The following is a 14,114-nucleotide window of genomic DNA, read 5'->3' on the forward strand; positions in this document are numbered from 1 at the left end:
AAATAGCAAATTAGCGCTTATAATTTATCTATAATTAGATACAATTCACACCTCTACACTACCTTATGTTTCACGCCTTATACTGAGCTGCTGCTGTGAATATCGACGTTGTACTTTTGCTTGAGCAAAACCCTATTCTTCTCATCTTTGTCGTATTAGCGATTGGCCTTGCCATTGGTAAAATCCGCTTTGGAAATCTTCAATTAGGTAACTCGATTGGTGTCTTAATCACATCGTTGGTAATGGGTCACCTTGGCTTCTCTTTCAACGCAGAAGCACTAACCATTGGCTTTATGCTGTTTATCTACTGTGTAGGTATTGAAGCTGGACCAAACTTCTTTGGTATCTTCTTTAGAGACGGTAAACACTACCTAATTCTGAGCTTAGTCGTACTCTCAACTGCTATCGCCCTTACCTATTTCTGTAGCGAATACTTAGGGTTAGGCTTCGGTTTGTCTGCGGGTATGATGGCTGGTGCACTCACAGCTACACCGATTCTTGTAGGTGCCCAAGACGCCCTCAATTCAGGACTTGCTGAAGTACCTCGAAACATGGACATCAGTCTGGTAATTGAAAACCTATCGGTTGGCTATGCGATGGCATACTTGGTCGGCTTGATCAGTATGATCATGTTCGCTCGTTTGATTCCAAAGCTACAAAAGGTCAATCTACATGACTCAGCAGAACAGATTGCGCAAGAACGTGGTTTAGGCGCCTCTGGTCAGCGTAAAGTGTACCTGCCAATCATTCGCGCATACCGCGTTGGACAAGAACTGATTGACTGGACAGACGGCAAGAACTTGCGTGAGTTGGGTATCTACCGCCAAACGGGTTGTTACATTGAACGTATTCGTCGTAACGGCATTCTTGCCCACCCAGATGGTGACGCAATTCTGCAAGAAGGTGATGAGATCGCGCTAGTTGGCTTCCCAGATAGTCACGCTCGTCTAGACCCTAGCTTTAGAAACGGTAAAGAGGTATTCGACCGTAACCTTCTTGACCTCCGTATCGTTGAAGAAGAGATCGTCGTAAAAAGTGATAGCATTGCTGGCAAGCGTCTTTCAGACCTTAACCTATCTGAATATGGCTGTTTCCTGAACCGCGTGGTGCGTGCTCAAATCGAAATGCCGATGGATTTGAATATCGTATTAGCTAAAGGTGATGTACTTCAGGTCAGTGGTGAAAAGAGCCGTGTTCATGGTCTCGCTGAGAAAATCGGTTTCATCTCAATTCACAGTCAAATGGCAGACCTAATGGCATTCTGTAGTTTCTTTATTCTAGGGATTCTATTCGGTCTCATTACCATGACATTCGGTCAAGTTTCGTTTGGTCTGGGTAATGCCGTTGGTCTGTTACTTTCGGGCATTATGTTGGGCTTCCTACGAGCAAACCACCCTACCTTTGGTTATGTGCCTCAGGGCGCGCTGAATATGGTCAAGGACCTAGGTTTGATGTTCTTTATGGTAGGCATTGGCTTGAGTGCCGGTGGCAAGATATTTGAGCATTTAACTCAAGTCGGCCCACAGGTAATTGGTATTGCCTTGATTGTGAGTGTATTGCCGGTAATCTTCGCTTACTTAGTGGGAGCGTATATTCTTAAGATGAACCGAGCGCTATTGTTTGGTGCCATCATCGGCGCTAGAACCTGTGCACCCGCGATGGATATTGTAAACGACCACGCTCGCTCAACTATCCCAGCTCTAGGTTATGCGGGTACATACGCGATAGCCAATATATTGATGACCTTAGCGGGTACGTTTATCATCATTATCAGCTAACAACTAGATTCGTTCATACATTTCAATGCACTAATTCGCAAGAGTTAGTGCATTTTTTATTGCTCCAAATCTTGTCGTACCCGCTCTTATATCTTTTCGCATCCCGCCACTCGACTCCCTTATCTGCTCTTAGATCTTTTCGCATCCCGGCACTCACATCTCTAATCTGCTTTTTAATCTTTTCGCATCTCGACACTCGCATCCCTCATCTGCTCTTAATTCCCTTCGCATCCCGCCACTCGACTCCCGTATCTGCTTTTAACCTCTTAGAATCTCGTATTTGCCCCAATAAAAAAGACGCTCAATGAGCGCCTTTTCATATTTAAACCAAGCAAATTGAATTAGATGTCTGCTACATCAAATTCAACAGCTGGGTTAACGTCTGCGTCGTAATCTACGCCTTCAACGCCGAAACCGAATAGCTTCAAGAACTCTTCTTTGTACTCTACGTAGTCAGTTAGCTCTTTTAAGTTTTCAGTCGTGATTTGTGGCCATAGGTTGCGGCAGTGTTCTTGGATGTCTTCACGAAGTTCCCAGTCATCTAGACGTAGACGGTTCTTCTCATCCACTTCTGCTGCGCTGCCATCTTCTTTGTATAGACGTTGGCTGAACATACGGAAGATCTGTTCCATACAACCTTCGTGTACGCCTTCTTCACGCATCTTCTTAAATACCATTGCGATGTACAGTGGCATTACTGGAATTGCAGAACTTGCTTGAGTCACAACAGACTTAAGAACAGCAACATTTGCTGTACCACCAGTTTGACCAAGTTTCTCGTTTAGAGCCGCTGCTGCGCGGTCTAGATCCATCTTCGCTTTACCTAGCGCGCCATCCCAGTAGATTGGCCACGTTAGCTCAGTACCGATGTAGCTGTAAGCAACTGTCTTACAGCCGTCAGCAAGAACGCCAGCTTCAGATAGAGCGTTGATCCAAAGTTCCCAGTCTTCACCGCCCATTACGGTTACTGTGTCTTTGATCTCTTCTTCTGTTGCAGGCTCTACGCTTGCTTCAATGATTGTGTCTTTGTTAGTGTCAACCGCTGTTGAAGTGTACGTCTCGCCGATAGGCTTAAGAGAAGAGCGAATAACTTCGCCAGTCTCAGGCATTTTACGTACTGGAGAAGCCAGTGAGTAAACCACCATATCAACTTGACCTAGATCTTCTTTAATTAGGTCGATTGTCTTTTGCTTAGCTTCGTTTGAGAAAGCATCGCCATTTAGGCTTTTCGAGTATAGGCCTTCTTCTTTTGCTAGCTTATCGAATGCTGCTGAGTTGTAGTAGCCAGCTGTACCCGGCTTTTTCTCAGTACCAGCTTTTTCGAAGAAAACACCGATAGTTGAAGCGCCGCCACCAAATGCAGCTGCGATACGAGAAGACAAGCCATAGCCACTAGAAGAACCCACAACAAGTACACGTTTTGGTGCATTTGCAATTGGGCCTTGAGCTTTGGTGTAAGCGATTTGTTCTTTTACGTTAGCTTCACAACCAACTGGGTGTGTTGTAGTACAGATGAATCCGCGAATTCGAGGTTTGATGATCATATTCAACTTCCTTAAAAAATCCCTGTTAGGATAAAAGTTTCGTCTGCAAATGGCATCTAATTTCTTCAAAAATGTGGCTAAAATGCAAGTGGTTGGAGCACTCACGATGTATTTGCTGACATTTGTTCAAAATTCTAGCAAAGTTCTGGTTGCGTGCCGTACAAATACAAAAAAGGCACCTCGAAAGGTGCCTTTTGATGATATTTCTATCAAGCAACGCTATTTAGCTTAGGTTTCAGCTCTTTTCGCGTCAAAGTTTCACTATAGTCGTGGCTAAAGTGGTCAACTTGAATCGCAGCGTAACGCAGTTTGTCTGCTGCTAAGATTTGATCCACTTCTGCTTGTGTTAATACCTCAGCAGCCAACGCTTGCTCTAGGCGCTCAGTTAATAAACCTTTACGTGCAACCTTGCCTTCTTTCACTGCTTTGAAGATCTTACGCTCTAGTGGCTTGATGTCGTACATTGCAATAAACGCATTCTCCATCAAACCTACGCTGTCGTCTTCGTCTTGACCAATGTAGCAAAGGTGAGTTAGACGCTCACGGTGTGCACCAGGAGTCATTAGGCTTTCCGCAAGCTTCACTGTTAAGGTATCGCTTGGCTTCTCGAAGTGGTTGCCCACTGGGAAGATTAGCCCTTTTAGAACCTTACCCACTACCTTGTTCGGGAAGTTACGGTATGCTTCCTGTAGTGATTTCGCTGCATGATGGAAACAGTGCTGAACCGCGTAGTGCAAGTAATCCAGATCTGCTTGTTGACGACCTTCATCTTCATACTTCTTAAGTGCAGCAGATGCCATGTATAGGTAACTTAGGCCATCACCTAAACGTGCAGAAATCAGCTCTTTACGTTTCAACTCACCACCTAGCGTTAGCATCGCAAAGTCTGCACTTACCGCTAGGGCACGACTTAGACGTGTTAAGTCTTGATAGTAAGGTTTCGTTGGACCGCTCATATCCGCTTTGATGAATTTAGAGCCTGTTAATGCCGCGCCAAAAGCACCAAATGTGTTCTTAGTTGCGTGAGAGATATGTTTGAACAGCAGGTCATCAAACTCTTTCGCACCTTGCTTCTCATCTGGGTTCGCTGCTGCTTCCATCTCACGTAGTACGTAAGGGTGACAACGAGTCGCACCTTGTCCGAAGATCATTAGGTTACGTGTCAGGATGTTTGCGCCTTCTACTGTAATCGCCACTGGAATACCTAGATACGGTGCAGCCAGATAGTTCATCGGTCCATCTTGGATTGCACGACCAGAATGGATATCCATTGAGTCGTTCAAAATGGTACGTGCCATTTCCGTCATGTGGTACTTAGCAATCGCAGTAACAATGCCCGGCTTCTCTTTCAAATCGAGTGATGTTGTTGTCAGTGTACGCGTTGCTTCAAGCAGGTAAGTTAAGCCACCAATACGACCTAAGCTTTCTGCCACACCTTCGAACTTACCAATCGACATACCAAACTGCTTACGAACGTATGCGTATGCACCGGTTGTACGTGCAGTCAGGTGACCCATCGCTGTACCTAGAGCCGGTAGCGAGATACCACGACCCGCAGACAGACATTCCACCAGCATACGCCAGCCTTTACCTGCGTAATCTGCACCACCGATTAGCCACTCCATCGGGATAAATACATCATGACCACGTGTTGGACCATTCATAAACGCAAGACCAAGTGGGTCATGACGCTCACCAATCACGACACCTTCATGATCAGCAGGGATTAACGCACATGTGATACCGATGTCTTCTTTATCACCCAATAACTTCTCTGGATCGTGCAGTTTAAATGCGAGACCAAGCACAGTTGCTACTGGTGCCAGCGTGATGTAACGCTTATTCCAGTTAAGACGAATACCTAGTGTCTCTTTGCCTTCGTGCATGCCCATACACACGGTACCCACATCTGGGATACCACCTGCATCAGAGCCCGCTTCAGGACCAGTTAGTGCGAAACATGGGATGTCTGTACCATCAGCTAGGCGTGGTAGCCAGTAATCTTTCTGCTCCTGAGTACCATAGTGAGACAGTAGCTCACCCGGGCCAAGAGAGTTTGGAACCATTACTGATACTGCAGCACTGATACTACGAGTAGCAATTTTGGTTACGATGGTTGAGTTTGCTAGCGACGAGAAGTTTCGACCACCGTACTCTTTCGAGATGATCAGTGAGAAGAAACGCTCTTTTCGTAAGAAGTCCCAAACCTCTTTTGGAAGGTCACGGTCTTCTTTAACGATCTTATGGTCATCAAGCATCTCAAGTAGAGTCTCAAGCTCGTTGTCCATAAATGACTTCTCTTCCGCTGTCAGTTCCGGTTTTGGGTACTGATGCAGTTTTTGGAAGTCTGGCTTACCAGAAAAAAGCTCTCCATCCCACCAAACACTACCGGCTTCCATCGCTTCTTTCTCAGTGCTAGAAAGCGGCGGCAGTACTTTTTTGAAGAGTTTAAAAGCTGGGTCGCTCACCCATTTTTGTCTTAGAGAGCTCATAGTTCAGATCCTTTTGTTCACTATTTTTGGTGTGAATTTATGCTTCTTATTGTTCTTACTCTTTAGCTGACATGCCTGCCGCTAAATAAGGAATCAAGATATCGACAACAGCTTTCGCATCAACCTCTCTTCCATAATCATTTTCTGATATTTCCATCAGTGCTTGGCTTGACGCCATGGTGAATACACATGTCCCTAGGGTGAAGTGCAGTCGCCAAAATAACTGTTCTTGAGTGAGCTCTGGGTTGGCTTTCATCACCGAACTAGTAAACAGCCCCAAAACGTCACTGTAACGAGTGGTAATGAACCAACGTAAGTGCCCTTGAACATCGGTATAGCCGCGGCCAATTAATAGCATGAAGCGACTTGTACCATCCGGTCTTACATCGTTAAGAGAGCGTAGTGGCGATCTCAAAGATTCAAACACGTCACTCATCGTATACGTTTCGTTCAAATTAAGGTTCACTAGTGCATCTTGAAGTGCAGGCATGAACGCTTCCAAGTAACGATTGAGTACTGCTCGAACCAAGGTCTTTTTATCGCCGAAGTGGTAATTTACCGAAGCTAGGTTCACATTCGCTTTACTCGTTATGGTGCGCAACGAAGTATCATTAAAGCCATGCTCAGCAAACAATCCCTCTGCTACATCCAGTATCTTCTCTTTGGTCGAACTTCTTGGTGCCATTTCAATCACTCGTATTAAACAACTGTTTGAAATATACCCATAGAACATTTATTTAACAAGTAAGCAACATCACATTTTCACCCATTGGTCGTACCAGTTTAAAAAATAGTTAGCTAACAGCCTGAATTACCTGTGTTTTAGAAAATAAGGAAAAAAGAACAAATTTTCTTGGAACTGATTGGAAGTTCGCGGGTCATAACAAGGGTAACAAGAAGCGCATTTTTAAGTCTTTCTGGCCGTCAGACTTGTTTCACTCTCTTGTTACTCACTGCAATTTCCTTATTAACTCCTATACTTGTATCCGCCCAAACCGCGTTGGTTTGGGCTTTTTTTTGTCTACATTAAACAAAAAAACGCCCTACGAAATCGTAGGACGTTTTGTACCATAACCTAATGTTTTAGTGACTAGTGTATTAACTAATCTCAAGATTAAGCTGCATCGTTTTTAATCAGTTCACCTAATACGGCTAAGTCATCATTTATATCGATAGACATTCCTAACTCAGGCGCAACGTTCTGTATAACAATGGTTTGAGCATCACTGCCGCCTTCAAGTGGAATACTCAATTCAACATCGTCACCATTGATGCTCACATCTATCATGCTCAATAGAGCCTCCATTTGATCGCCATCTTGCGGATCTTCGAGCAGATCGCTCAAGTCAATCAGATCGCCCGATCCATCGCTGTACAGTTCAAAGTCTTTAATGACATCCGTACCGTTATCCAACGCATCATCCAACCATGCGAAGATGTTATCTTCAGCATTACCAATTAACATGTCATTGCCGTAGTCAGCGACTAATGGCTCATCATTTTCAGCACTGATCACGTTATAGGCTTGTGGTTCTTCAATATCGAGCGTTACCGTTTCAACAGAACTTTCCGCACCGTTTGAATCTACCGCAACATAGTCGAAGGTTGCGTCTTCTGTGACCACTTCATTACCTTGGATGTAGCGAAGCTCCCAGTTACCCCCTGTCGATGACAGTTCCATAGAAACAATCGGATTAGAAGGAGAAGAATAGCTAAACTCATACAGAATCTGATCGTTACCTACATCTCCTTCATCTTTTTGATACTGTTCTGTGTGTTGTGTTCCGTCTAGGAAGGTATATACAACTTCAATATAGACATTACTATTGGTGTTGAATTCAGCTCCCATGCCGTCCAAACCAAATGTTACGGTATCCAGTGGATTATCGGTTAAATCAACAATGAGAGTCTCTTGCATGTTCATGCCTCGACCATCAGTGTCTCCGATACCATAACCAACGTGTGGTTGTTCACCTTGATACTGTTTCAAAGGCTTGTCATTGTTGTCTTCAATAGAGATGGTTATGGTTTTACCATTAGATAAGGTGATCAACCGCTCTGTAGGAGAAACTTCTTCACCCCAGTTGTAAAAACCATCGACCAGTTCAGGGAAGTCGTCACTCGCACCACTGTAGCCCAGTTCAAATTCTTCACCAGGGCCCGCAACAAAACTGATGTTGTTGGGGACAAACAAGGTTTCATTATCAATATCGTCTTGTGTCACTTCTCGACTCACACCATTTTCATCGGTATAGAGCAAAGTGCCACTACTTGGTAAATCGACGATTCTAATGTTTAGAGGAATATCATCGTAGTCATCCTCTAAATCCGAGATGTAGTCAGGAATACCTTCGCTGTCACTATCAAAGATGATTGGAATAACAGTGTTGTCATTGTCGACGACAACGAAACTCTCTGCGACTGGAGCATCGTTCGCCCCATTAATGGTGATTTGAATCTCGTGGGTGACACCATCCGTTGAAGAGACAATGTAGTTTTCGATTATCGTATCATCATCGTTTAGATATTGAATCGCGCTATTATCGAGTGTATACGTCCACGCACCATCCGGAGTTATGGTTAACATCCCCATCGCCATCGCCAACGTGGATCCGACAGAATTGAACGTACCGTTTGGCAAAAATGCCGGTGTATCACTCGTATCGACATCAGTGATGGTTAAGGTACCAGAAGCGGTTAACTCATTGTCTTGAGTGACATCCACATCCTCGGTGACTTCACCCATATCTGAGTCGCCTTCACCAACAGTGATTTCCGATGGATCGTCCGCACCGTTAATGGTAATGGTCACTTCACTGGTGGTGCCGTCTGTTGCCGTTACGGTGTAGACCTCAACCACACTCTCATCATCATCTAAGTACTGAACCAAGTCATTATTAACTACGTAGGTCCACGCACCTTCTGGTGTGATGGTGAGCATACCGAGCGCACTGCCATTGGTAGATCCGGTTGGATTAAAGGTGCCGTTCGGCTCAAAGGCAGGGGCATCACTGGTATCAACATCGGTAATGGTTAGAGTACCCGATGTAGTAAGCTCATTCTCTAACGAGACATCCACATCCTCGGTGACCTCACCCATATCTGAGTCGCCTTCACCAACAGTGATCTCAGAAGGGTCGTCTGCACCGTTAATGGTAATGGTCACTTCACTGGTGGTGCCGTCTGTTGCCGTTACTGTGTAGACCTCGACCACACTCTCATCGTCATCCAGATATTGAACCAAATCATTATTAACGACGTAGGTCCATGCACCGTCTGGTGTGATGGTGAGCATACCGAGCGCGCTGCCATTAGTAGAGCCGATTGGGTTAAAGGTCCCGTTTGGCTCAAAGGCGGGATCATCACTGGTATCGACATCGGTAATGGTTAGCGTACCTGATGTGGTCAGCTCGTTGTCTAACGAGACGTCCACATCCTCGGTGACTTCACCCATATCTGAGTCGCCTTCGCCAACGGTGATCTCAGAAGGGTCATCTGCACCGTTAATGGTAATGGTCACTTCACTGGTGGTGCCGTCTGTTGCCGTTACGGTGTAAACCTCAACCACACTTTCATCGTCATCTAAGTACTGAACCAAGTCATTGTTAACTACATAAGTCCAGGCACCTTCTGGTGTAATGGTGAGCATACCGAGTGCGCTGCCATTAGTAGAGCCGGTTGGATTAAAGGTGCCGTTAGGTTCAAAGGCGGGATCATCACTGGTATCAACATCAGTAATAGTTAACGTACCTGACGTGGTCAGCTCGTTGTCTAACGAGACGTCCACATCCTCGGTGACTTCACCCATATCTGAGTCGCCTTCTCCAACGGTGATCTCAGAAGGGTCATCTGCACCATTAATGGTAATGGTCACTTCACTGGTGGTGCCGTCTGTTGCCGTTACTGTGTAGACCTCAACCACACTCTCATCGTCATCAAGATACTGAACCAAGTCATTGTTAACTACATAAGTCCAGGCACCGTCTGGGTTAATGGTAAGCATACCGAGTGCGCTGCCATTGGTAGAGCCGGTTGGGTTAAAGGTGCCGTTTGGCTCAAAGGCTGGGTCATCACTGGTATCGACATCAGTAATGGTCAACGTACCTGACGTTGTCAGTTCGTTGTCTAACGAGACATCCACATCCTCGGTGACTTCACCCATATCTGAGTCGCCTTCGCCAACGGTAATCTCAGAAGGGTCGTCCGCACCGTTAATGGTAATGGTCACTTCACTGGTAGTGCCATCTGTTGCCGTTACTGTGTAGACCTCGACCACACTCTCATCGTCATCTAGGTACTGAACCAAGTCGTTGTTAACGACGTAAGTCCATGTACCGTCTGGTGTGATGGTGAGCACACCGAGTGCGCTGCCATTGGTAGAGCCGGTTGGGTTAAAGGTGCCGTTTGGCTCAAAGGTTGGATTATCACTGGTATCGACATCGGTGATGGTCAGCGTACCCGACGTAGTAAGCTCATTATCTAACGAGACATCCACATCCTCGGTGACTTCACCCATATCTGAGTCGCCTTCGCCAACGGTAATCTCAGAAGGGTCGTCCGCACCGTTAATGGTAATAGTCACTTCACTGGTGGTTCCGTCTGTCGCCGTTACTGTGTAAACCTCAACCACACTCTCATCGTCATCTAAGTACTGAACCAAGTCATTATTAACGACATAAGTCCACGCACCGTCTGGTGTAATGGTAAGCATACCGAGTGCGCTGCCATTAGTAGAACCGGTTGGATTAAAGGTGCCGTTAGGTTCAAAGGCGGGGTCATCACTGGTATCAACGTCAGTAATGGTTAACGTACCTGACGTGGTAAGCTCGTTGTCTAACGAGACATTTACATCCTCCGTCACTGCCCCCATGTCTGAATCGCCTTCACCAACGGTGATCTCAGAAGGATCGTCCGCACCATTGATGGTAATGGTCACTTCACTGGTGGTGCCGTCTGTCGCCGTTACGGTGTAAACCTCAACCACACTTTCATCGTCGTCTAAGAACTGAACCAGATCATTATTAACCTCATAGTTCCATGTACCATCAGGACTGATAGTAAGCACACCTAATGCACTACCATTAGTTGAGCCTACTGGATTAAAGACACCATTTGGTTCAAAAGTTGGTGTTTCACTGTCGACATCTGAAATCGAGATTTGGCCAGAAGTCTCCAGAAGGTTACCTTCAAGTGAAACATCGACATCCTCGGTTACACTACCCGAGCCTGTAGTCGCGACCGCTGCATCATCTGTACCTATGATCGTCACTGTTACAACTTGCTCGGTACCATCTGATGTTTCCACGGTAAAACTATCTTGGATTTGCTCTCCGTCTGCCAATTCGTCGAATGGACTGTTTGCAACAAAGGTCCACGTTCCGTCTTCATTAATGACAAAATCACCGTAACCGTTATCCCCTTCGCCTTCATCTGCAATAAAGGTTACTTCGGGATCATCGGTAATCAGATTACCCCCGGTTTCAATCGGAACATCTTCCTCAAACTCAATAACGTCAGATACCCCGGACACTAATGCAAACGCAATAATGTCAATTAGCTCTAGGCTTTGAGTCTCAGACAAACCCTGGCTTTCAAGCCCATCTGTTTCAAAGTGGGTTGTTGCCTGTACTTCAGCACCCGTTCTGGTAATGGTTCCGCTGTTAACTAAACTTGACCCATCAGTTTCGCCACTGGCAGTGTCAAACTCTTCCCCTAAATCGGCCGTAGGGTCAAAGCCCTCTTCCACAGCTCTAATAACTTGTGCGATGGCATCATCAGTATCGACGACTCTATTTACTGTTTCGTCTTCGTAATACCGAGCATTGATCGCCGGTTCACTTCCACTGCTATTGTCGACACTTACAACAACATCACCGGCACGCAGTGTCTCTCCCTCTGCTAACCGTCTTATTTGCCCTTGTGCGTCCACAACCAAAGCGCCGCTCACCCCACTGAGTAAGCCAACATTGATAGTTCCCATAACTCACTTCCTTGCACAGTTCAGTCCGTCTTTCCACTCGACTGAACTTCGCTATAACACCCACTTAAATTTAGTTGTAATGTTATTGATGATCCACTCACTAACCGCGCCAGCTAACGCATAGTGACAAATATGTCAATATAGCTAGTTACTTAGATTCAAAAAAAAATTAGGTAAACTTCGCGTTTTGGTTCAAATGTCCTAAGCTTCGATTATGACTTTTGTTCCATTGAAAGCATCGACGAAAGTAAAAATAAGACATCTAGAAGTAGAAGGAGACCTACTTTGAAATTGTTTAAACTATCTATTATTTGCTGCTTTATGACTGGGGCTCCAGCTTACAGTCAAACCCTTGAGCAGGCAGTCGCCATCACTTTGGCAACCAACCCCGAGATAAAAAGTATCTTTAACGAATTTGTGAGCGTTAAAAAACAAAATGACGCTTCTGGAGGTGCTTATTTACCAAGCATAGATTTAGATGCGGGTATTGGATATGAGGGGATCAATCCAGCTCCCAATAATGGTCCTGATACCGATCTAACCAGAAAAGAAGCAACGATTTCTCTTACTCAACTCATTTGGGATGGTTCTGCGACTTTATACGATATGGATCGTACAGCCGCCGAAGCAGAGTCAGTAAGATTCCAACTCATTGCAGATGCGGAAGACAAAGCATTAGAGGTAACCCAGATTTACCTTGATGCTGTGAAAGCAACTGAAGTGCTTGCGCTGTCGGAAAGCAACTTAGCTGTCCATAAAAAGATCTATAAAGACATTAAACGAAGAGCAGAATCAGGAATAGGCTCCACGGCAGACGTGTCTCAGGTAGAGGCTCGTATTGCGAAAGCCCACGGTAACCTGTTGGCCGCACAAAATAACCTGGTTGACACACACACTCAATTTAGAAGGGTTGTAGGACAAGAACCATTAGGGTTGATTTACCCAAGAGCTGATATATCCAAACTGCCTTTATCTTTGAATGATGCAATCGTCTATGCATTTGACAATCACCCTGTGATCAAGATTTCAGCAGCTGATGTGGATTCAGCACACTTCCAATACAAACAATCTAAAGGGGTTAACTACCCAACCTTCTCTATTGAGGCTTCACAAACCTGGCGGGATGATGCAGGTGGTGATGAAGGATCAAGCGACGAGACACTGGCCATGCTGCGCATGCGTTATAACTTGTATAACGGTGGGTCTGATAGCGACAGAACCGAGGCGGCAGCTTACCAACTAAACAAATCGAAAGACTTGAGAGACCGAGCTTACCGACAAGTAGAGGAAGGGTTAAGACTCTCTTGGAGTGCTTTGGATTTAACCCTACAACAGAAAAACTTCCTTTCTGACCATGTCGATTCAGCTGCGGAAACAGTCATTGCGTACGAGAAGCAGTATCGAATTGGCCAACGTACCCTACTTGATTTACTCAATACGGAAAATGAGCTTTTTGAGGCCCGTAAAGACTACCTCGATGCTCACTATTCTGAGCAATATGCGAAATATCGTGTGTTGAACGCAACAGGTTCACTTCTCAATGCGCTACTTGTAGACATTCCAGAAGAGTGGACACAACCTGTGGAGTATTAATGATGAAAGCTTTCTATTTATTACTTCCCATAGTAGCCCTAACTGTTAATGCAGCCGACTACCAAGAAGAGGATTACATTGAGACTCCTGAGGCGGAGCAAATATCCGATCTAAGAGATGATGATAAAGATGGCGTTGTCAATGCTAGAGACCTTTGCCCTGGGACTCCCGGTGCATCTCAAGTTGATAACGACGGATGTGGGGAAACCGTTCGCTCTCAAGAAGTGAGACAACTAAGAATATTGTTCGCGCACGACTCTTATGAAATAAACCCTATCTTCTCTGATCAGATAACCACGATGTCAGAGTTTCTTAAGAAGTACAAATCAGCATCCATTGAGATTCAAGGCTATGCGAGTAAAGTCGGTTCTAACGAATACAATCTAGAGCTATCGAAAAAACGAGCAAACCAAGTTCAGAATGAGATTCTTCAAAATGGTATCGCAGCGGATCGTGTGCGTATTGTAGGGTTTGGTGAATCTAGACTTGAAAAAGAGGGCGATGACGCAACCTCTCATGCCTTAAACCGAAGAGTAACTGCAACGGTAGTCGGCTTGGAAGAGCAAATCGTCGAAGAGTGGACTATTTTTACCACCCTAGAAAAATAGTCATAAGACGTGAGAACTTGTCACCATAAGGCAAGTAAACAATAAAGCCGTGATGAACATTCATCACGGCTTTTTCGTTTCTTTGTCATTATGTTTCTAAAAGTGTTGGCGGCTACTGT

The 14,114-nt window shown here is 45.2% G+C and carries 7 protein-coding genes; 3 read left to right on the forward strand and 4 right to left on the reverse strand.

From position 1 onward, the window contains the following. Positions 1-95: 95 nt before the first annotated feature. Complete coding sequence (locus L1D60_RS16810; protein WP_150894274.1) at positions 96-1,778, forward strand: aspartate:alanine antiporter; 1,683 nt, start codon at positions 96-98, stop codon at positions 1,776-1,778. Positions 1,779-2,119: 341 nt separating this feature from the next. On the opposite strand, the gene fabV is transcribed toward L1D60_RS16810, so the two are convergent. From fabV to L1D60_RS16830, 4 genes are all read right to left on the reverse strand, one after another. Further along, positions 2,120-3,322 (reverse strand): enoyl-ACP reductase FabV, encoded by a 1,203-nt coding sequence (gene fabV / locus L1D60_RS16815; protein WP_239842122.1) that lies wholly within the window; start codon positions 3,320-3,322, stop codon positions 2,120-2,122. A gap of 209 nt (positions 3,323-3,531) precedes the next feature. Beyond that, a complete protein-coding gene (locus L1D60_RS16820) occupies positions 3,532-5,814 on the reverse strand; it encodes an acyl-CoA dehydrogenase (protein ID WP_239842123.1) in 2,283 nt (760 codons plus the stop codon). Positions 5,815-5,869: 55 nt separating this feature from the next. Beyond that, positions 5,870-6,499: a TetR/AcrR family transcriptional regulator gene (locus L1D60_RS16825; RefSeq protein ID WP_239842124.1), complete on the reverse strand. Its 630-nt coding sequence runs from the start codon at positions 6,497-6,499 to the stop codon at positions 5,870-5,872. A gap of 429 nt (positions 6,500-6,928) precedes the next feature. Further along, positions 6,929-11,794: a VCBS domain-containing protein gene (locus L1D60_RS16830; RefSeq protein WP_239842125.1), complete on the reverse strand. Its 4,866-nt coding sequence runs from the start codon at positions 11,792-11,794 to the stop codon at positions 6,929-6,931. A gap of 285 nt (positions 11,795-12,079) precedes the next feature. On the opposite strand from L1D60_RS16830, the gene L1D60_RS16835 reads away from it, so the two are divergent. Together L1D60_RS16835 and L1D60_RS16840 are read left to right on the forward strand one after the other, a co-directional pair. Then, positions 12,080-13,387 carry a TolC family outer membrane protein gene (locus tag L1D60_RS16835; protein ID WP_239842126.1) on the forward strand — a complete coding sequence of 436 codons (1,308 nt, stop codon included), beginning with the start codon at positions 12,080-12,082 and terminating at the stop codon, positions 13,385-13,387. Next, a complete protein-coding gene (locus tag L1D60_RS16840) occupies positions 13,387-13,995 on the forward strand; it encodes an OmpA family protein (RefSeq protein ID WP_239842127.1) in 609 nt (202 codons plus the stop codon). The genes L1D60_RS16835 and L1D60_RS16840 overlap by 1 nt, the downstream gene beginning before the upstream one ends. The last annotated feature ends 119 nt before the right edge of the window (positions 13,996-14,114 follow it).

It is taken from the genome of Vibrio sp. Isolate30 (genome assembly GCF_022397975.1).
In the GTDB taxonomy this organism is placed as follows: domain Bacteria; phylum Pseudomonadota; class Gammaproteobacteria; order Enterobacterales; family Vibrionaceae; genus Vibrio; species Vibrio fortis.